This window comes from Paraflavitalea sp. CAU 1676 (assembly GCF_029223285.1).
Classification (GTDB): Bacteria; Bacteroidota; Bacteroidia; order Chitinophagales; family Chitinophagaceae; genus Paraflavitalea.
Genome location: NZ_JARHUJ010000010.1, coordinates 385253 through 404819, shown reverse-complemented (window position 1 = coordinate 404819; position 19567 = coordinate 385253). Strand labels below are relative to the sequence as shown.

The 19567-nt window shown below is 50.3% G+C and carries 18 protein-coding genes; 7 read left to right on the top strand and 11 right to left on the bottom strand.

Annotated features, from left to right (window positions below):
• The first annotated feature begins 238 nt into the window (after positions 1-238).
• A complete protein-coding gene (locus tag P2H89_RS30765) occupies positions 239-868 on the top strand; it encodes an FISUMP domain-containing protein (protein WP_275834470.1) in 630 nt (209 codons plus the stop codon).
• 147 nt (positions 869-1015) lie between these two features.
• Complete coding sequence (locus P2H89_RS30760; RefSeq protein ID WP_275834468.1) at positions 1016-1546, top strand: hypothetical protein; 531 nt, start codon at positions 1016-1018, stop codon at positions 1544-1546.
• Here the strand turns inward: P2H89_RS30760 and P2H89_RS30755 are convergent.
• Positions 1541-2803: a DUF4407 domain-containing protein gene (locus tag P2H89_RS30755; RefSeq protein ID WP_275834467.1), complete on the bottom strand. Its 1263-nt coding sequence runs from the start codon at positions 2801-2803 to the stop codon at positions 1541-1543. The two genes, P2H89_RS30760 and P2H89_RS30755, sit on opposite strands and share 6 nt — an antisense overlap.
• 239 nt (positions 2804-3042) lie before the next feature.
• Here P2H89_RS30755 and P2H89_RS30750 point away from each other — a divergent pair, with 239 nt between their 5' ends.
• Positions 3043-5688, top strand: coding sequence for an ankyrin repeat domain-containing protein (locus tag P2H89_RS30750; RefSeq protein ID WP_275834465.1), 2646 nt, complete (start codon positions 3043-3045; stop codon positions 5686-5688).
• Between the two features lie 108 nt (positions 5689-5796).
• Here P2H89_RS30750 and P2H89_RS30745 read toward each other — a convergent pair whose 3' ends face one another.
• The 9 genes from P2H89_RS30745 to pxpB form a co-directional block, all read right to left on the bottom strand.
• Positions 5797-7059: an ankyrin repeat domain-containing protein gene (locus P2H89_RS30745; RefSeq protein ID WP_275834463.1), complete on the bottom strand. Its 1263-nt coding sequence runs from the start codon at positions 7057-7059 to the stop codon at positions 5797-5799.
• A gap of 89 nt (positions 7060-7148) precedes the next feature.
• Positions 7149-7853, bottom strand: coding sequence for a hypothetical protein (locus P2H89_RS30740; RefSeq protein ID WP_275834461.1), 705 nt, complete (start codon positions 7851-7853; stop codon positions 7149-7151).
• Complete coding sequence (locus tag P2H89_RS30735; RefSeq protein WP_275834459.1) at positions 7850-8320, bottom strand: hypothetical protein; 471 nt, start codon at positions 8318-8320, stop codon at positions 7850-7852. Before P2H89_RS30735 ends, P2H89_RS30740 begins: the two co-directional genes overlap by 4 nt.
• Before the next feature lie 10 nt (positions 8321-8330).
• Entirely contained in the window at positions 8331-9032 is a 702-nt protein-coding gene (locus P2H89_RS30730) for a hypothetical protein (protein WP_275834457.1), read from the bottom strand.
• Positions 9033-9119: 87 nt separating this feature from the next.
• Positions 9120-9557: a hypothetical protein gene (locus P2H89_RS30725; RefSeq protein WP_275834455.1), complete on the bottom strand. Its 438-nt coding sequence runs from the start codon at positions 9555-9557 to the stop codon at positions 9120-9122.
• Between the two features lie 52 nt (positions 9558-9609).
• Positions 9610-10941 carry an NRAMP family divalent metal transporter gene (locus P2H89_RS30720; protein ID WP_275834453.1) on the bottom strand — a complete coding sequence of 444 codons (1332 nt, stop codon included), beginning with the start codon at positions 10939-10941 and terminating at the stop codon, positions 9610-9612.
• Positions 10942-10957: 16 nt separating this feature from the next.
• A complete protein-coding gene (locus P2H89_RS30715) occupies positions 10958-11719 on the bottom strand; it encodes a 5-oxoprolinase subunit PxpA (protein ID WP_275834451.1) in 762 nt (253 codons plus the stop codon).
• On the bottom strand, positions 11713-12708 hold the full coding sequence (locus P2H89_RS30710; protein WP_275834449.1) for a biotin-dependent carboxyltransferase family protein: 996 nt from the start codon (positions 12706-12708) through the stop codon (positions 11713-11715). Before P2H89_RS30710 ends, P2H89_RS30715 begins: the two co-directional genes overlap by 7 nt.
• A gap of 66 nt (positions 12709-12774) precedes the next feature.
• Positions 12775-13524 carry a 5-oxoprolinase subunit PxpB gene (gene pxpB, locus P2H89_RS30705; RefSeq protein WP_275834447.1) on the bottom strand — a complete coding sequence of 250 codons (750 nt, stop codon included), beginning with the start codon at positions 13522-13524 and terminating at the stop codon, positions 12775-12777.
• A gap of 214 nt (positions 13525-13738) precedes the next feature.
• Here pxpB and topA point away from each other — a divergent pair, with 214 nt between their 5' ends.
• The 4 genes from topA (at position 13739) to P2H89_RS30685 (ending at position 18674) form a co-directional block, all read left to right on the top strand.
• Entirely contained in the window at positions 13739-16339 is a 2601-nt protein-coding gene (gene topA, locus P2H89_RS30700) for a type I DNA topoisomerase (protein WP_275834445.1), read from the top strand.
• Between the two features lie 6 nt (positions 16340-16345).
• On the top strand, positions 16346-16897 hold the full coding sequence (locus tag P2H89_RS30695; RefSeq protein ID WP_275834443.1) for a YcxB family protein: 552 nt from the start codon (positions 16346-16348) through the stop codon (positions 16895-16897).
• Between the two features lie 248 nt (positions 16898-17145).
• Positions 17146-18060: a transglutaminase family protein gene (locus P2H89_RS30690; protein WP_275834441.1), complete on the top strand. Its 915-nt coding sequence runs from the start codon at positions 17146-17148 to the stop codon at positions 18058-18060.
• 143 nt (positions 18061-18203) lie between these two features.
• Positions 18204-18674, top strand: a complete 471-nt coding sequence (locus P2H89_RS30685; RefSeq protein ID WP_275834439.1) for a Dps family protein — start codon at positions 18204-18206, stop codon at positions 18672-18674.
• 123 nt (positions 18675-18797) lie between these two features.
• Here P2H89_RS30685 and P2H89_RS30680 read toward each other — a convergent pair whose 3' ends face one another.
• Complete coding sequence (locus P2H89_RS30680) at positions 18798-19562, bottom strand: methyltransferase domain-containing protein (protein WP_275834437.1); 765 nt, start codon at positions 19560-19562, stop codon at positions 18798-18800.
• Positions 19563-19567 lie beyond the last annotated feature (5 nt).

Below are 19567 nucleotides of genomic sequence, written 5' to 3'. Positions count from 1 at the left end.
TTTCCGGTATGGCAATAATGCCTACCTGGCCCCGCCCGTCTCATTTCCCTATAGGTCAATTTTCTTTAGCTTAACTAAGTTAAATTAACCTTGCTTAGTACAGTACAAAAGTAAAAGCCCCGCGTTGACACGCAGGGCGTACACTAATGAAATTCGTTAACCATTAAACCTTAATAACCGACGAAATTGATACCTTGCACTGGAGGTTAAAAGAGCCGACCTAACCTGATCAACGATAATGCTGAATCCTTTGAGTAATATTCGTTCGATACTAATTGCATTGACAATGCTGGCGGTCGCCTTGCACCAGGATGTATTGGCGCAATCCACTACCCTCTCCGATCGCGACGGTCATGTTTACCCACTTAAAGCAATGCCCGATGGCAACCTGTGGATGACGACCAATCTCCGCATCAATATTCCCGGTTCATATGATTTCGCCGGGTCAGCCATTAAAAACGACCGGTACGGCAGGCTGTATACCTGGCCTGCTGCGATGGAAGGCTGCCGCCAGGTTGGCAACGGCTGGCGCCTGCCCAGCTTCGATGAATGGCGTGCTATGGTAAAACATTACGGCGGCATCCGAGGTGACGGACAAGACAGCGGCCGAGCCGCTTTCAAGGCCCTGATCGACAGCGGCAGTGCCGGATTTAACATCGTCTACAGCGGCAGCTACGACACCACCGCCCGCACTTACCACCGTGTCGATGCCCATGGGTTCTACTGGACCGCTACCGAATCGGATTCCGCGAATGCCTGGTTCCTCAACCTGGGCAGAAATGGCCAATTTGTGAACCGCCACCCGGACGGTGAAAAACACTGGGCCATTGCGGTACGTTGTGTGAAAACGGCCACCAAATCTCCGTAAACCATGCTTCCGGCTAAACTTCCCGCTAAACTGCTGCAGGCAATAATTGGGTGTTGTTTAGCGCTTTCAGAATGCCCGGTCACGATTCCATTTGCCGATTCCCGATTTTCTCCTAATCTTGCGTCCTCAATCGTTTTACGGCCTGATATGGAAACGCAACCACAAATACAACCCATTACAACCCCACCTCCTCCTGTACAAGCATTAAGCTGGCGGGAGAAATTTTCCGGTATTATCGTATTGTTTGTCGGGTTCATCTACCTCGCCTGGCAGATCAGCAACATCACTTCTTCAAAAGCCGATGCTTACCGGATGGACAACGGGGCATTCCAGATCAGCCGGTCGGAGCTTATCAATGATGTCCGATCTGTTGTTTCCATTGTGCTGGCTTTACTGGGCGGTTGGCTATTGCTGCGGGGTAAGAGGTCCGGTTGGGTTATCAGTATCCCCTTGCTCTTGCTGCTCAACACCATTGCAGGCGCGCTCATGGTTCAATATTATCCCCTTGCCGATAGCCTGCAGAAGGCGGTTGGCGGTGTCTTTGTATTGAGCTTGTTGCTGGCGCTGCTCTTCCTCGTAATACCTTCTGCCCGAAAAAAATATAAGGTCACCCGTGTCACTTTCGTATCCACGCTGACCTTACTGGCTTTATTGGTAGGGCTATACTTCTTCCTATAACACATCGCCTTCATCGACCTGGTAGCGCTCCTTGATCTTGCGCATCACCTCGTCCATCGAAGCACGATGGTCTTTGGGATTCCATTCCCCACGCTCCCATTTGTCGAGTTCTTCATCGATATGCTTTTGCTGCAATGCACTGAGTTTTTCGGCCAATTGATCCGATACCTCTTTTTGCTTGCGGTAAAATGCTTTCTTCTTTTCGGACGTAAGTTCTTTGTCCTTCCGCATATCATTTTCAGCAGCTGCCATGAGCGTCAGTTCTTCTTTGGCCAGCGCTATATCGTAGGGCCCCACGGGCATGATCAGTTTCGATAAGATGGGCCCCACCTCGATGAGGATAATGAGCATCGACAACAGGAAACTGGTCCAGAATACACTGCTTTCTTCACTGGCCAGGTCGGTGAGTGCTTTGTTGCGCTCCAGGAAACCAACGTTGGCTTTGGCCGCGGCTTCATATTCCTTGCGTTTATCCTGCAAGCCCGCCTTGGCGCCGGCCAATATGCTATCCTGTTTGGCGATATCGATTTGCAATTGCGTCAACTCTGGTGTATACAACAAACGTGCATTGTGGAAAGCGTCCATCTTTAGGCGGGTAAGTTGCTCGATGCCCCTCCTGCCCGATCCGCCCGTTCCATCCGCTTCCTGCACATAAGATTGCTGGAGACGGCTCAGCGTATCTTCCAGCGAGAGCTTACGGTTGACGAGCCGGTTGCGCTCGGCCTCGGTAGTTTGCATCAGCGCTTTGTTCTCGGCCTGCAACAGGCTATCGTTCAACTGGATCTTTTTGTGAATATTCTCCACCACCTTGGTATCGATCTCCTTTTCGAAGATCTTCAGCTCGAGCGGGCGGGCGATAGTTACACCGATCAGCAAAGCCAGCGCTATACGCGGCACGGCCATCCAGGCCTGCTTGCGCGGGCTGACGCCATATTTACGCATGGTGGATACGAGGAAACGGTCGAAATTGAAGATGATGATGCCCCAGATGGCAGCAAAGAGGATCGTCCAACCGATATTATTGAAGATGCTGTAAATGGCATAGCCCGATGAAATGGCGGCCAGCACGAAGGTGGCAAGGATCACCCCACCCAATCCGCTGTACTTACTATGTTCGGATGGAAACTGTTTCAGCAGCTTTTGGTGCGCGCCCGCACACCACCATAAGAAGTTATTATCCGATCGTTTTCCGCTTCCCCCACTGAAGGAATCGTAGGCGTACAGGTCACTATCCTGCACAGGTTCTTTGGCAGACATAAGAATGCTTTAAAATGAATTGTAATAAATGAACGTAGTGGTAGAAGTGGAACGAGAATACAACGGCAAATAAACGGAATAATTGCAAATGAAACGTGAAAACGCGGTGTTAAAATAATACAATTCAGCCCTTAAAGCAAGCACTTCAAACGCGAGCAGCCCATTTGCGAAAATATCAGCCATAGTTTGCCGTTTTTCCGGATTGCTCCGCCTCCAGGGAGTCCATCAAAACATATTCTATGCAGGAACACAGACATTACGACTTCGACCTTACCCACAACGAATTGTGCATGGTAGATTGGTACGGTTTCAGAACGGCGGCCAAGATCAACCTCAAAGAGGTTAGCAGCCAGGCCAAAAAATGGCCTAAGAACGCCAGCGTAAAAATTGAATCCGATTCGTCCGTGAAAAAACCGGGCGACATATTGGGGAATGACGAAGACGTCATGATCGTTTCTCTTCGGGCCAAAGAGATCATGGAATCCTTTTCGGATCCGGCCAACGTAGAGTACCTGCCTATTCAGGTTTGCGACAAAAAAGGTAAAGTGATCGGGGGTGAATATTTTGTAGTCAACCCACTCACGATATGTGAGGCGATGGATATTGCCGCCAGCGACCTGTATTGGGATAGCGACGGTGAAGTGTACCGGATCAACAGTATTGTGCTTCAAAAGGAAAAAGTACCCAAGCTACCGCCAGTATGCAGGTTGAAACACGTGGAGAAAAAAGTCATTATCAACTATCCATTGGCAACAGCCCTGTATGAAAAAAAATGCCTGCTGCCCTGGATGCGGCTGGTTTATAATGATGCTCCGGAAATCACCGCCTGGCGAAAGATGACGGGCATACCAGCCACGGCCACTTACCGGCAAATGAGCATTTCCCAGCAGTTCATAGACGCCGTAAAGGACAACAAAAAGCCCAGGGTGGTCAAGTTACTGGAGGAAGGCCCCTTCCTGAATGCATTTGACGCTCAGAAAACCGGCAGCACGGCGCTCATGTACGCGGCAGAGCAGGGTCAGGTTGAACTCCTCAAGTTGTTGTTGAAAGCAGGTGCATCACCAAATATAAAAGACCAGGAAGGCAAAACAGCCTTGTACTATGCAGTGCAGGAAGAAAAAGAAGCTTGTGTGAAAGCCTTGCTGGAAGCCGGCGCCAATCCCAACATTCCGCGGGTTGAGCGGGATGAGCCCGAAAAGATCATTGGCAGTTGTCTCGAAACGGCCGTTTACCGGAAATTCGACTCCATTGCAGCCTTATTGGTGAAGTACAAGGCCGACCCTAATCTGGCCGATCACGATGGCAAGATCCCCTTCCACGATGCAGAAAGTGAAGCGATATTCCGGCTGCTATTTGAAGCAGGCACGCACCCGAATGCACAAAGTCCCTACTTCAGTACGCCCTTTCATATGGTAGCCCGCGCAGGCTCCGTGTCATTGCTCGGGGCCATGCTTAAAAAAGGGGGCGTTGTTAATGGCGTCGATACTTATTCCAAATCGACACCGTTGATGGAGGCGGCCGCAGGAGGTTTGGTCGATAATATCCGCTTCTTATTGGAAAATGGCGCCAAGCTGGAAGCGAAAGACAAAAAGGGACTCACCGCTATACAGCATGCCTTTAATAACAAGCATTTCGAGGTGGTGGCCCTGTTGGTAAAACAGGGGGCGAAGGCCGATGACAAAATGCTGAAGCGTATTGAAAAACTACAGCAGGATAGGAAGGAACTCGCTTTCGATAAATATGCAGAGGAGATGGCGGCTTATATTGCCGGGATCATCACGAAAAACAAAAGCAAAGTAAAATTCGAAGCACAAAAACTGCAGGTTAATTTCGATAAAGAGGGAGCGCTGGACTTCTTGGCACTCACCGGCAAAACCGAAAAGCAGGTTTTTGAACATCATGAGGACGGCAAAGCCGCAAATGCGCCAACAGGCTATTCCGCCGACAGCCTGCAACAGCTCACTGCTGCTTTTCAAAAGAAACACCAGCTAAAACCCAAAGACTTTTCTGTGCTGCCGTTGTTGTGCTGGCAATTGCACAAACACCTCACGGGCCTTTTGTCGCAGCTCGGCGACAAGCCCGTTTCGCTCTTAATGGTCGTGGACGATTACAAGCATTACGAAGATTTAAGTGTTACGGGACGAAAGGTGATGACTGCCTATAACAAACAGGTTACTAAAAAAGGTTTTATGGAGGAGCTTGCCATGTTGTGCCTGGTACGCCCGGCCGGGCAAAAAGATCTGTTGCAACTATTTGACTCGCCCGACACCAGCTACGCGCTGGATGACCTTTGCGTTTCGATCGCTGCATCGGCCGTAAAGGCCGTAGTGGAACGCCGTGCAACCATCAAGCACCCTGTTTCGAAGATCAAATTGCTGTACCAGGATTTCGGCTCTATGCTGCCTGCCTTTGTTGAACTGGAGTTCGCTAAAGGCAAAGGGCAATACTGGCCCATCGAGCTTCCCTACTCTCCGCTACCCTATCATATCGACGAAATGCATGAAGAAGATTTTTTATTGCCGGATTTTGTCAACAAGCATAAGTTGAAAGGATTGGAATGGGGCGATCTCTTCCAGCTCCCGCATTCCTTATTAAGAATGGAATTGCTGATTGCCGTAGCGTCGGTAGCTCATCAATTGAAAGAGCAAGGCATTGTAGTGGAAGATGATGCGTTGATCTGTATCGGCGATGGGGAAGAAGATACCGACGATTTGAATGGTTATACCGGTATGGTCCAGAAAGACCTGCAAAAGAAACTAAAAGACGGGAAAGTGCTCAAAGCCTTTGCGGCCCTGTGCTATCGATCAAAAGAAAAGCAGGCATGGTTGCAGAAACTGCCAGGCATGAAGAAGATCGACATGAGCAATAGCTGGCTGGGGCATTAAAAGATACAGCCTGACACATACACTCCTGGCAAACACCTGTTTGCCGGGAGTGTAACGGTGGTGGCGATGCAGTAAAGACCATCCCGTCTTGCACTTATAGTCATTTGGTTACAGGTATTTTTCCAGCTTTTTTACCAGCGCTGGTTGTTGTTGGTGCGAGCTTACAGTTTTTTCGTTAAGAAAGTCTTCGATAGCAGTAAGATCGCTGTCGTACTCATCATAGTCATCGATCAGTTTTTTCATCAACCCGAACCAAGCAGGATGATTAACGGCGTCCTTTTTCTTCAACACGCTCAACAAAGCTTCTATATTTGAATAGTTGCCACTATCCCAGGACTGACAAAGCCAGCCTTCATCATCTGTTTGCGATACACGGGTGCCATACACCTCCTCAGCCACGTCCTCAAAACATGGTTGAGCATCGATAATGGTTTCCATGGCTTTTACCCAATCGTTATGCTTCAGCGCATTTGGATGCCCCAAGACCCGGAGGATTAGTTTGTTGCGTTGTTTGATAGAAAACTCCTGTACGGTTGCCGTGAATTGTGACAACCAGCCTGCTTTTGAGAAATCCATCAGCGATTGAATGGCCTGCGCGTAAGGCACGGTATCCTTTTTCAGCATATCCTGCAATTCCTGATAAGATGGACCAGGCTGTACTCCCCAACTAATGAGGGTATCGATCACTTTAGCCCAGGTTTTCTTATGCTCTGCAAATATGTCCTTAGATTTCCAGCCCATCGATGCGTTGGCGTTGATTGTCTGTAATGCATTGAGGACCGCAATATTGAAATGAAAGTCGAGATTGGCTCCGGCATCGCGCAACAGCACAGCGACCGGCATCGATGACTTCAGCAGAGCTTTATGCAGAGGGGTAGCACCTGGCTGGTAATACCAGGTCAGCCTGGTTTCAATGACATCAATAGCTGCTCCCCGTTCTATCAGCAATTTACCAATCGACACATCCAATTGGGCAACACTGAGCAGCGCCCGCCCATGGGAATAGGCCGACAGATTAACATCGGCGCCTTCATCAAGCAATGCCGTTAATTTATGGAGAAGTTCTGGTGTTGCATAATTTTCGGGCTTATCGTCAAGCAAGTCCATAAGAGTTCTGGACGCCGCGGGATTTACTTCTGGGAGATGAGTATAGGTAAGATCGGGATAGGTATTTTTTAGCTCTTCCAGGTGTTCATCGTAGGTCCAGATCGCATTGATCAGGTGAGGGCAGTCAATGAATTTTTCAGTCAACTTACCGTCCTGTTGAAACCTTGACACCACTTTCATTGCGGTCGGATCGAAATATATCTCAAGCTGATGGCCTCCTGTGGTAAACCGTTTTAACCATTGTTGCTGCATGTAGTCCTTCATTTAGAAGGGTAACTAACGCCTGCAGGCCCGGAACTGTTGTACAATTGAGCAAGGTGAAAAGACTGTTCAGGATGAATTATTGATTGTTATTACTGACCGTCATATACACTAAAAGCGGAAAAAGGAATGATCTGAACATCCTTCTTTGTGCGGTCTTGCAGGGAGGGCTTTACCAAATCGTGTCCGCGATAGCTGCCAGACACATTTTTTGAAAGGTACCAGGTGTATTCCTTTGGGGAATACCTGAAAGTGGTGCTCCGTGTCCAGGCATGGTTGCTGCCTCCCAGCTGAGTTATGGTGAACGATCCTTTTTTGATCGACATCGCTTTATAGGGATCTCCCCTCCTGCCTCCGCAGATCACGCATTTTACAATGCTGTCACTTTGCGCAGCGAGCCTGTATGAATCGCCCGTACCGGTGAGGATCAATAATCGCCTGGTGAGAATACCGGCATTCCTATGCGCAAGCGAATCTTCGTCGTATTGACGCAGCAGGATGAGAAAATCGGTAATAGTATCCAGGTTGAGGTCGCCGCTACACGTGTCGATGATCTCATAGCCTTCCGGAATATGGGTCAATACCTGCTTTATCGACGCAATGATCGGCGGATTGTCCCTATAACCTTTTGGCGCTTGTTTTGGCGTTTTAATGAGCGTAAGTTGTGTAGTGCTGTCGGTCTGCCTCTTGAACAATGTATCGGCACCGGCTGGCACAGGGGAGGCTGGCCCACTTTGGCATGCCGCGAAGGTTAGGCTGCAAACGATTGGTAAAATAACTTTTGCAAGACTTCTCATCGTTGCCGGGGATTGCGCAGTTGATCATACTCAGATTGGTTCCATTCGATCTTCGTTAGTTCGATGGTCCTTTCCTCACCGTTCTGGTGTGTTTCAAGCATGCGTTGTTTGGAGAACTTCGAGACATACAAGCTGTCGGTCACCTTGATCCAGTCAAACCTCTTTTTGTCAAGCCGATCGCCACGGTACTTTCTGAAGCAGGTGTCGCAGTAAGTGGTGACCCGTTCCCTGAAGCACTTACCTTTCTTGTTGAAATCGTAATAGAAAGAAGTACGATACCAGGAACTGTCATCGATATGCATGGCGACCGTGTGCTCCCCCTGCTCAATGGGATCGCCTTTGTATTTATGGAATTTAACGCTCGACCTTAAAGCACGCAGGGTGGCCGTGCGTGTTTTCCCGATGTATTGGGCAGAAGCCTGGGCCGCAACGACCAGGCAGAGAACTACCAGCAGCAGTTTATACATAGCAAAGGGTTTATTGGTCTTTGTAGATGTCGAAAGCGGTGAAGGGTACTTTGCCGAAGTCTTTAACGGTGCGCACTTTTTGGGTTACTTTATCCGGATCTGACGTGTGATAGCTTTCACCGCCATCTTTGTGCAACAGCCAGGTACTGTCGGCAGGCGAATATTTGAAAGTAATGACACGCGTCCAGCGCCAAGCGCTTCCGCCATAATGTTCCACCGAGAAATAGCCTTGTTTAATGGCAAGTTGCTGGTAAGGATCACCCATCACCCCCCCGCACGACACACAATAAACAGCATTGTCATTCCTGGCTACCTGGTTATAGGTTCCATCGGGCTGTCCCAGCAATACCAGCATGGGCCTCTTAATGGTTTCACCTTCGACGTCTTTTGCCTTTGTAGCTTCGTCATTTTCTTTCAGCACCACCAGCATATCCCCGTATTGATCGAGGTTGAGATCGCCGCTGCAGGTGTCTATCACGGAGTAGCCTGCCGGAACAAAAGAAAGTATGCGTTGATCTAAACCAGACAGCACTTCCCGGCCAAGCGGCGAAATGGCGTCACCGGATTCGCTGGCCAGCGTTGAATCCTTTTTTAGGGTATCAGCACGATGAATGGTGGAATCTTTTTTAGCTACACCAGCAGATGGATGATCGCTGCAGGCACTTACAACAAGCGTACAGATTAGAACGAACGGGGTAATTTTCTTGACCATGGGTTTATTTGACAGGCCACCAAGGTAAGCAAAACCAATGGCAATTGCGCATGGCCGGTATCAGTGGCTTTTGCGAGCTAATCAATCTTACACATCGTTATAATCATTCAGCGGCTCATGACTATCCCGGTAAGAACCGATGAACGAGAGGTAAAGAAACCGGAGACCACCCAGGATTCCCGCTACTGCCACTACTCCTACAACTACGGGCTGAAAAAGGATGCCTCCATAGCTCAGCACATAGAATATATAAAAAGCGGCCAAAAAGCCCATGATGAGGAAGAAAATGCCATATACGATCCCGCCCCGGTTTTCCTTTTTGAACTCTCCCCCATTGGCGGCAAACAATTCCTCCAGCATTTGCGTACCCTGCAGGTAATCCATGCCGCGGTAATCGGCAGTAAGGTTCTCCAAGATAAACTCACGCTTCGTTCCTTCCTTCACCGCGCTGATCGCATAATCGATATTGTCTTCGGTAACTCCCTTCAACAGGTAGTTGGTTTTAACAGTAGCAAACTTTTTCATAACAGGGTTTTAGGGGGTGCCCCAAAGTAATAACTTTCATGCACAATTGCTACTACCGCCACAATTTTGGCAAGTCGCTCACCACGGCTACCGCGCCCATATACCCCATCACCGCCACCACGGCCCAGCCCGCCAGCTGCATCCACAAGGGATGCCGGTATCCCTTCATCAGTTTTGTATTCATGGCGCCCAGCAGTATGATGGCCAGCCCCACCGGCAGGATCAACCCATTCACCACACCCGCCGCGATCAGCAATTGCTTCGGCTTACCGATCCACACGAAGATGAGGGTAGAAAGGATGATGAATATCGATATACATAAGCGTTCATAACGCACAAATACCGGGTGGAAGGTTTTGAAAAAAGAAACCGAGGTGTAGGCCGCCCCTACCACCGAAGAAATAGCCGCGCTCCACAACACCACCCCAAATATGCGGAACCCCAGTTCGCCGGCCGCATGGCGGAATACACTGGCGGGCGGATTGTTCTCATCCAGCACCACGCCCTGCACCAACACGCCCAGCGCTGCCAGGAACAAAACATAACGCATGATACTCGATATCACGATGCCACTCATGGCACTGCGGTTTACCTGGGGAATATTGGCCGTGCCCTTGATGCCGGCATCCAACAGGCGATGGGCTCCTGAAAAAGTGATATAGCCGCCCACCGTGCCACCTACCAATGCCACGATCGCGATCGTACTCACTTTTTCGGGCATGATGGTTTGCCGCAGGGCTTCGCCCAACGGCGGATGAGCATTATAAGCAATGTATAAGGTGAGCAGGATCTTGACAACACCCAATGTTTTGGTAAAGCCATCGAGCATTTTACCGATCTCGGTGATCCAGAACAACACCAGCGCCACCACGCAACTGATCATCGCCCCCTGCTCAAAGCTCATACCCGTAAGCACATTCATGCCCAGACCACAACCTGCGATATTGCCGATATTAAAGGCAAAGCCTCCGAGGATCACCAATATGGAAAGAAAGTAACCCAGTCCGGGCCACAAAGCATTGGCGAGGTCCTGCGCCCGCAGCTCGCTCACGGTTAGGACACGCCAGGTATTGAGTTGTGCCCCGATATCGAGCAATACCGATACGAGGATCACGAACCCCATGCCGGCCAGTAGTTGCGCCGTAAAGACGGTGGTTTGTGTTAGAAATCCCGGACCGATCGATGAATTGGCCATTAGAAAGGCGGCGCCCAGTACGGCTCCGCTACCTCCAAACCAGGCCCGGTTTTGAATAGATCGATTGGGCGAAGGACCGGCCTGCTTAGCCTGTGCGGGATTACCCGGTTTGCCTGATGTTGCTGATGGCTCCCCGTGCGATTCGTTTGCCGGGTTATCGGAGGATGGATCTGATCTTTTCTGTTCCATTGGGTTGTCAGCTGCATCAGCGGGGCCTGATGTCGATGCCTTCTTCTTTTAAGGTATTGTGTATTCGTTGGGCAAAGGCCAGTGCATGTGGCCCATCACTGTGCAGGCAGATCGTCTCGGCCCGGATGGGGATTGCTTCACCTGCCACCGTATTGACCGTCGATTGCTGCACCATTTGCAACACCTGGCCTATGGAAGCTTCTTCGTCAGTAATTAATGCGTTGGCCTGCGACCGGGGCGTAAGCAGGCCCCCGGACTGGTAGGTACGATCGGCAAATACTTCGTGACAAACTTCGAGGCGCACCAGTTCCGCTTCGTTCATCAATTCACTGCCCGAGAGTCCATATAGAATGAGGTCGCTATCGAAATCTTTCACCGCACGGCAGATCGCTGCGGCCAGCGCCGGATCGGCTGCCGCCATATTGTACAGTGCGCCATGCGGTTTTACGTGATGCAGCGATGCGCCATACAACTGCAGGAAAGCCTGCAAGGCCCCCACCTGGTAAATGATGAGGTCATATACTTTTTCGGGAGAAAGATCTTTATTGGTGCGACCAAAATTTTCCCGGTCGTAAAAGGAAGGATGGGCCCCCACCGCAACTCCTGCATCGAGTGCTGCCGAGATAAGGTCGTGCATCGTTTGCGGGTCGCCGGCATGGAAACCGCAGGCGAGGTTCATAGAGCTGATCCAGGGGAGCAGCCGCAGATCGTTTTGTAAATCGTATTGCCATAGATGGGTGCTTTCGCCCATATCACAGTTGAGATCGATCGCTACCATACCAGTTGATTCAAATGATCGTAACAGGCCCGCTGAATGATACTGAGCTCATGCTCCTGTGAAAATAACAATTCCTCGGCAGTAGGCATGTCTACCATACGGAATTGTATGCTGTCGCTGGGACGAAGCTGGGCCAGTTTAGGTAGTTGTGAAGAAATGACATGACCTACACGCGGATAACCACCTGTAGTCTGGTGATCGGCCATCAACAATATCAGTTGTCCGTCGGGCAGCAACTGGATGGTACCAAAGCCCACTCCCGACGAAACCAGTTCCGATTGTTCCTGCCGCCTGAGGGGTACCCCGCGCAACTGATAACCCATCCGGTCGGAAAATGGATGGATCATAAAATTATTGTTCAGCATATCACGCTGGGAGGCCGAGGTCAACTGGCACCACTCGTGACCGGTTGTAAAAAGTATTTCATGCGGCAGATCATACGCACGCCGGGTATCGACCCGCCAGCTGAGAGGCTGGTATTCGCGGGCTTCTTTGAGCAGTCCGGCAAAATAGATCGAGTTCTCTTTAAAAGGCACTTCGTCACCTTTCTCCAGCTTGCGCCCGTGAAATCCACCGGCTGCCGCTTTGAGGTTGGTGCTATAACTATTCAACCATTTTGGTACGCAGAATCCACCGTGCACGGCGAGGTAACAGCGGCTGCCCGACGCCCATTTGGGAAAATGAAGCAAGGTATTGCGACGCACAACAATGGGCCGCCAGGTGCCTATTTTCTCATCATCATTAAGCGTGGCCGTAAAATCGGCCCCGGTGATGCTGATAAGGGCATTCTGTTCGAACAGGATCTGCGCTGCCGGAAAATGTATTTCCATCACGGCTTCTCCGGGATCGTTACCCACCAGCATATTGGCCACACGGGCCGCATAACCATCCATTACCCCGCCGGGATTGATGCCCCAGCTGCTATAGCCATACCTGCCCAGGTCCTGTATACTGTCTAACAGGCCCGGTTTGATGATTGATAGGGACATAGGTTTTGTTTCGGGTTTATATGTTACGGTTTTCAGTTATTGAAGACGTGTCGATGGTGAGGCCTCCTACGCTTCTTCTTCGGCTGCATAGAACTCCACTTCGTCGCCGGCCTTTATGAGTACGGGATTTTGTGCGTGAGCGTTGAACATTTGTAAGGGGGTACGTCCGATTATATTCCACCCCCCAGGGCTGTTGAATGGGTAAATGCCTGTTTGTGAACCAGCTATGCCCACACTACCTGCCATTACGGTGATTGGTTTTTCTTTTCGTGGATGCGCTATGGCAGCCTCTACCTCGCCCATATAGGAAAACCCGGGCAGAAAGCCGATCATGTAAACGCGATACAGTTTGCCGGTATGGATATGGATCACTGCTGATTCGTCTAACCCTTTGGCGGCTGCCAGGCGGCTAAGATCGGGCCCATTGGTGCCACCATAAAATACGGGAATACGATGCCTTGACGGTGTACCGTTCAACCCGCTGCCAGATTCGCGGTAAGCGGTCTGCAACCTTTCATATACCCACTCGAAAACAGTACCCACAGGTTGGTAGTGCATTTTTATAAGGGAGGGATCATACACAAGGGTGAGTGATGCGTAAGCGGTAATAATGTCTTTCAGGCCATGGAAGCGGTTCTGCTGCAGCCAGAGGTACATCGCCAGCACTTTGCGGTTCAGCGACTCGCTGAGCTGGTTACCCAGGTCGATGGTGGCGGCCCCATCGCCCATTGAAAATATGAGCGGCAATTGGTTCAATGACAGGCGGCAGGATATCCGGTCTATTAAAGATATGGTTTCTTCAAGAAAATAATGCATTGTGGGGAGATTAACCCCGCCGGCCCACAGAAGCCCAGGCCACCCGGCAGGCCCCTGCCGTATTCCCGATGTGGGAATGCGGAGCCGCAATTTCTGTTTCCCCTTGATTTTGTACTATTTATGCGTTTGCAGGCAGGCATCAATTTGTTGGTGTCGTGCTTATACACTAAACTTGCACGCCAACAGGCCAATTGTAAAACCGTTCAATCAACGTATGGCGAAGAATTTATTGATCGTAGAGTCCCCTGCAAAAGCGAAGACTATTGAGAAGTTCCTGGGCAAAGATTTCGAGGTTAAGAGTTGCTATGGGCATATCCGTGACCTGGAGAAAGACGAGATGGGTATTGATATAAAGAACAATTACCAACCCCGATATATTGTTCCCGACGAGAAGGAAAGAGTCGTAAGGGAATTGAAGACACTGGCGAAGAAATCGGAAGAAGTGTGGCTGGCAACGGATGAGGACCGCGAAGGGGAAGCCATTAGCTGGCATTTGTGTGAGGTATTGGGCCTTGATCCCTCTACCACAAAACGTATTGTATTTCATGAAATTACTAAGCCCGCCATTGTCAAGGCGGTAGATAGGCCACGAACCGTAGACATGAACCTGGTGAATGCCCAGCAGGCACGCCGGGTACTGGACCGCATAGTGGGTTTTGAGCTCAGCCCTGTGCTCTGGCGCAAGATGAGCATGAAGAACAACCTGAGTGCCGGCCGCGTACAGAGCGTTGCCGTTAGACTTATTGCTGAGCGCGAACGGGAGATCAATGCATTTACCGCTGTTAGCTCCTTTAAAATAGACGCCCAGTTCACCGCAAAAGATACAACGGGTAAACAGGTAACTTTTGGCGCCGAAGGCAAAAAATATAATCAGGCTGAAGACGCCGAGAAATTTCTCCAAAGTTGCATCGGCGCCGATTATACCGTAACAGATATCCAGGTAAAGCCAGGCAAGAAATCACCATCTGCCCCCTTTACCACCTCTACCCTGCAGCAGGAAGCTTCCCGCAAGCTGGGCTATTCTGTGAGCCGCACAATGTTGCTGGCGCAGAAACTGTACGAAAGCGGTAATATATCTTATATGCGTACCGACAGTGTGAACCTGAGCGAAACTGCCATGGACGGCATCCGCAAACAGGTAACCGGTCAGTATGGCGATCGCTATTACCAGCCCCGCAAATACAAGAACAAGAACGAATCCGCCCAGGAGGCACACGAAGCGATCCGTCCTACTTATATGGAAAACTCCACAGTAGACGATCCCGATACCAAGCGCCTCTATGAGCTGATCTGGAAACGTACGATGGCCAGCCAGATGTCGGACGCCGAACTGGAAAAGACCGTTGCGAAGATCCAGATCTCAACCAATAAAGAAGAACTGGCCGCCAGCGGCGAGGTATTGAAGTTTGAAGGCTTCTTAAAAGTTTACCGCGAAGACCGTGATGAGGAAGATATCAGCGACGATGATGAGCAAGCCGAAGGCATGTTGCCCCCATTGGCCGTTAAGCAACAGCTGCCCCTGCGCGACATGAAAGCCATCGAACGTTTTTCCCGTCCCCTGCCCCGTTATACGGAAGCTTCGCTGGTTAAGAAGCTGGAAGAGCTGGGCATTGGCCGACCTTCTACTTACGCCCCCACCATCTCCACGATCCAGAAAAGAGGATATGTGGAGAAGAGAGATAAAGACGGCATTCGCCGCGAGTACCGCGTTTTCCGCCTGGCCGACGACAAGATCAGCAAAGTGGTGGATTCGGAGAATACCGGTGCCGAAAAATCAAAGCTGTTCCCTACCGACCTTGGCCTGGTAGTCACCGACTTCCTGAAGCAATACTTCGACGACATCATGGACTATGGCTTCACCGCCCGTGTGGAAGAAGAGTTCGACGAAGTAGCTGCCGGCAAACTGAAGTGGAACCGCATGATCGACGACTTTTACATCCCCTTCAAAAAGGATGTGGAGAATACCATCGAAAATGCCGAACGCATCAAAGGCGAGCGCGAGCTCGGCATTGAAGAAGCTACCGGCAAAAAGATCGTGGCCCGTATGGGACGTTATGGCCCCATGGTGCAGATCGGCGATGTGAACGACGAAGAGAAACCCCGTTTCGCAGCCCTGCAGAAAAGCCAGAGCATCGAAACGATCACCCTCGACGAGGCCATGCAGCTGTTCCAGTTGCCCCGTACACTGGGAGAATTTGAAGGCCAGGAAGTAGCGGTGAACATTGGTCGCTTTGGACCCTATGTAAAGCTGGGCGAACAGTTCATTTCCATTCCCCGCGGTGAAGATCCGCTGGGTGTAAGCCTCGAAAGGGCGATCGAACTGATCAAAGAAAAACAGCAGGCTGATGCCCCCATCAGCACCTACGATAACAAACCCGTTACCAAGGGCAAAGGCCGCTTTGGTCCCTTCATCAAGTGGAACGATATGTTTATCAACGTTCCGCGCCGGTACAACTTCGATGCCCTGAGCGCTTCGGATATCAAGGAACTGATCGAAGCCAAGATCAGCAAAGAAGCCAACCGTTATATCCAGCACTGGCCCGACGAAAAGATCGCCATCGAGAATGGCCGCTGGGGTCCCTTCATCCGGTTTGGCAAGAAGATGCTCAAGCTGGGTAAGAAGGCCGACGACACCAAATACACGCCCGAAGAAATGGCAGGCGTGAGTTTGGACGACATTAAAAAGATGATCGAAGCCCAGGTGCCCAATGCCTTCGCCAAAAAGACCAAGGCAGCACCGGCTAAAAAAGCGGCGGCCAAAAAGGCCCCGGCCAAGAAAGCAGCAGCCCAAAAAGCTGCCCCGAAGAAGAAATAATCGCGGATGCTGGTTCTCAAATACCACCTTACCGAAGAAGAATACTTCGATTATAATTACTATACTGCCTGGTCTGCTCCCGAAAAGAAGGGCTACAGGGTATGGTACTACCTGCGCGTATTCCTCCTGTACGCAGCAGTAGCCGTACTTTTTATCATCAGTCGCAAAAGTCAGCAGTTGCTGTGGGATGCCATTATTTTCGGTATCATAGCCCTCGTTTACTTTCTCATGGTTCCCTGGCTCATCCGTAAATCGATCGGCCGGCGCATCCGGGACATGCTGCGCCAGCCTGAGAATCAGCATGTGTTGAGTGAATCGGAAGTATCCATAGCCGATGCGGGCATTACCGATAAAGACCAAGCCTCCGAATCGAAATACTCCTGGGATGCCATTGTGCGTAAGGGAGAAACGCCCTTGTGCTATTACCTGTATACGAATTCCTATCACGCGATCGTTATACCTAAGCGCGCCGTTCGCAACGATGCCGACAAAAAAGAACTGGAAAGATTATTCGACACACACCTGTCGCTGACCTCGGAATTCAGTCCAGAAGAATAACTTTGTATAGAAGAAAGGCCACGAGTTACTGACATTTTTATGGCTGCATGCGACCGGCTGCATGTTCATGCGAAAACCTTTACACAGCTAAATCCTACCGTACCTTTACATTGATTTCAACACAGCTTTGCTGTTTGAATGCTTTCCCATTTGTGGATTTGTGGAAAACATTTTCAGTTGGATTATTTCAGTTTACCCGAACTTGACTGCCATATCTGATGTGTTGGATATTGAAGTAACTGCAAAACATGGAAGAAACTAAGGAAATATCGGCGCTGTTTCATTTGTTGGATGATCCTGACACAGAGGTATACAATGTGGTATCGACCCGCATCATCGATTTTGGAAAAGGCATCATCCCCAACCTCGAGAACCTGTGGGAGAACACCATCAGCGAAGAGGTGCAGGAAAGGATTGAACAGTTGATACACCGCCTCCACCTGCGTGATCTTTCGGAAGAAGTGGGCGTATGGAACAAGAACGCACACCAGGACCTGCTCAACGGAGCACTGCTGGTATCGAGGTTCCAGTATCCCGAACTGGCCACCGCTCCTGTGTACCAGGAAGTCGAAAAACTGCGCCGCAATATCTGGCTCGAGCTCAACAATTACCTCACGCCGCTCGAGCAGGTGAATGTACTCACCAGCATCCTTTACAACTACTATAGCCTCCGTGGCGCTGAAGTGGGCTATCAGCATCCTGAAGAGTTCCTGATCAATAAACAACTCGAAACCAAAAGAGGCAATGCCATTGCCAATGGCATCCTTTATTTAATACTGAGTGAACTGCTCGATGTGCCCATCCGCGCCATCAACATTCCCCGCCAGTTCGTGCTGGCCTATTTTAAATCAGACTACGATTTTGGCCGGCCCACCTCCGACCTCATGTACAAAGCCGAGTTTTTCATCGACCCCATGAGTGGCCAGGTATTTACCCATAAAGATGTAGAAGCTTACTTCAAGCGCATCAGCGTACCGCCGGTGCCGTCTTATTTCAAACCCCTCTCCAACAAACGTATCATACAATTGCTGCTGGAAGAGTTCAGCAAATGCTTCGATACCGATAAAACCCGTTACAAACAGCAGGAGTTGATGGGCCTCGCCGAGATGATCACCGAGGAACCCGAAACCCCGCCCACGCCTCCTGACGCTACGCCTGAATAACCTGACCTTATTGGCCCTGCCTCAACAGGCATTTTATCATTTTTGGCAGGCATTGGATTTGCAATGTTGCTCGACATTGGTACCACTCCCCTATATGGATGTGCACCTGTATCAAGCTGCATTAACAAACCAAATCATAAAGTATGAAAGCCAATATTGGTCTTACTGAAAAGAATGCCCAGCAGATTGCGCTTATCTTAAACAAGATACTGGCCGACGAAATGATCGTGTATTCCAAAACCCGCAATTATCACTGGAACTACGAAGGCGATAATTTCATGGAGATGCACAAATTCTACGAAGGTCAATACGAAGAACTTGCCGAAGTGGTGGATGAAGTGGCAGAGCGCATCCGTACGCTGGGTCATTTTGCCGAAGGCCGCCTGAAGGAGTACCTCAAGCTCACCGACCTGGAAGAACAGGCGCCCACGCCCGATCAGCAAAAACAGGTGAAGAACCTGCTCGACGATCACGAAACCATGGTACGCTATATACGCGAGCAGATCAATATTACGCAGGATAAACTGAAAGATGCCGGCACGGCCGACTTCCTCACTGGCCTGATGGAAAAGCATGAGAAGTGGGCCTGGATGTTGCGGTCATACCTGAAATAACCAGTACTCTCCAACAATCAATAAGGTGGGTAGTCCCGATTGGGGTACCCGCCTTACTAGTTTTTAGGCAGGTGGTTATTGAAAAGGGGAATGGGGTGGTACAGCTGCCTTGCAGGCAGGCTGCTAAAAAGTAGCAGACAGCAGTATCCGTCGGAATGGATAAAAGACAGGGTGCGAGTTAAAATGCTCCGCCAGGCGCTGCTTATAGACATTAATGAAGCTTTCTGTCAATGCCTCCGGCAGTGCTTCGATATACGGGATCATCCCGGTAGCGCCAACAAAGTGATAGACCTCCTCCACGTTCTTAAACTCCAGCGGATATATCTTCTCTATGACAGTAAGGTCTGTACCGCCATGAGTAAACAACAGGGTGGCATATTTATCGAGCGACATGACCGGCGAATCCCTTTTAAAGTCTTTCATGCCTTCCTTGAAAGGCGACTCCGTAGCGAGGTGCAGCAACAAGCGGTTGGCGATATTGTGGTGCTGCGCCGGCATCTGCGCAATCAGCTGCCCGCCGGGTTTTACCTTTTTGATGAGTTTTGCAAAAAGGTGCTCGTGATCAGGTACCCACTGCAGGGCTGCATTGGAGAACACCAGGTCGTAGGTTTCCGGAAGGGCCAGCTCCTGCTCGATGGAGCGCTGTTCGAAGCGCAGGTTCTTCTTTACATACTTATCCGCATCGCGCAACATTTCGGGGGAGCTATCGATACCTAGAAAGCTGCCATCGGGATGTTTGTCGGCGAGGTGACTGGTCAGTTCGCCTGTGCCACAGCCCAGGTCGATCGCCTGCAAGGCAGGCTTTTCATGGACCAATGCCATGGCATCGAAAAACGGCGCACTGCGCTGGTTGATGAAGCGGTTGTATTTATCGGGATCCCATGGCATACTGT

Excerpts from the sequence above, each read along its gene's own strand:
- P2H89_RS30765 (WP_275834470.1), top strand. The coding sequence starts at position 239 with ATGCTGAATCCTTTGAGTAATATTCGTTCGATACTAATTGCATTGACA.
- P2H89_RS30760 (WP_275834468.1), top strand. The coding sequence starts at position 1,016 with ATGGAAACGCAACCACAAATACAACCCATTACAACCCCACCTCCTCCT.
- P2H89_RS30755 (WP_275834467.1), bottom strand. The coding sequence starts at position 2,803 with ATGTCTGCCAAAGAACCTGTGCAGGATAGTGACCTGTACGCCTACGAT.
- P2H89_RS30750 (WP_275834465.1), top strand. The coding sequence starts at position 3,043 with ATGCAGGAACACAGACATTACGACTTCGACCTTACCCACAACGAATTG.
- P2H89_RS30745 (WP_275834463.1), bottom strand. The coding sequence starts at position 7,059 with ATGAAGGACTACATGCAGCAACAATGGTTAAAACGGTTTACCACAGGA.
- P2H89_RS30740 (WP_275834461.1), bottom strand. The coding sequence starts at position 7,853 with ATGAGAAGTCTTGCAAAAGTTATTTTACCAATCGTTTGCAGCCTAACC.
- P2H89_RS30735 (WP_275834459.1), bottom strand. The coding sequence starts at position 8,320 with ATGTATAAACTGCTGCTGGTAGTTCTCTGCCTGGTCGTTGCGGCCCAG.
- P2H89_RS30730 (WP_275834457.1), bottom strand. The coding sequence starts at position 9,032 with ATGGTCAAGAAAATTACCCCGTTCGTTCTAATCTGTACGCTTGTTGTA.
- P2H89_RS30725 (WP_275834455.1), bottom strand. The coding sequence starts at position 9,557 with ATGAAAAAGTTTGCTACTGTTAAAACCAACTACCTGTTGAAGGGAGTT.
- P2H89_RS30720 (WP_275834453.1), bottom strand. The coding sequence starts at position 10,941 with ATGGAACAGAAAAGATCAGATCCATCCTCCGATAACCCGGCAAACGAA.
- P2H89_RS30715 (WP_275834451.1), bottom strand. The coding sequence starts at position 11,719 with ATGGTAGCGATCGATCTCAACTGTGATATGGGCGAAAGCACCCATCTA.
- P2H89_RS30710 (WP_275834449.1), bottom strand. The coding sequence starts at position 12,708 with ATGTCCCTATCAATCATCAAACCGGGCCTGTTAGACAGTATACAGGAC.
- pxpB (WP_275834447.1), bottom strand. The coding sequence starts at position 13,524 with ATGCATTATTTTCTTGAAGAAACCATATCTTTAATAGACCGGATATCC.
- topA (WP_275834445.1), top strand. The coding sequence starts at position 13,739 with ATGGCGAAGAATTTATTGATCGTAGAGTCCCCTGCAAAAGCGAAGACT.
- P2H89_RS30695 (WP_275834443.1), top strand. The coding sequence starts at position 16,346 with ATGCTGGTTCTCAAATACCACCTTACCGAAGAAGAATACTTCGATTAT.
- P2H89_RS30690 (WP_275834441.1), top strand. The coding sequence starts at position 17,146 with ATGGAAGAAACTAAGGAAATATCGGCGCTGTTTCATTTGTTGGATGAT.
- P2H89_RS30685 (WP_275834439.1), top strand. The coding sequence starts at position 18,204 with ATGAAAGCCAATATTGGTCTTACTGAAAAGAATGCCCAGCAGATTGCG.
- P2H89_RS30680 (WP_275834437.1), bottom strand. The coding sequence starts at position 19,562 with ATGCCATGGGATCCCGATAAATACAACCGCTTCATCAACCAGCGCAGT.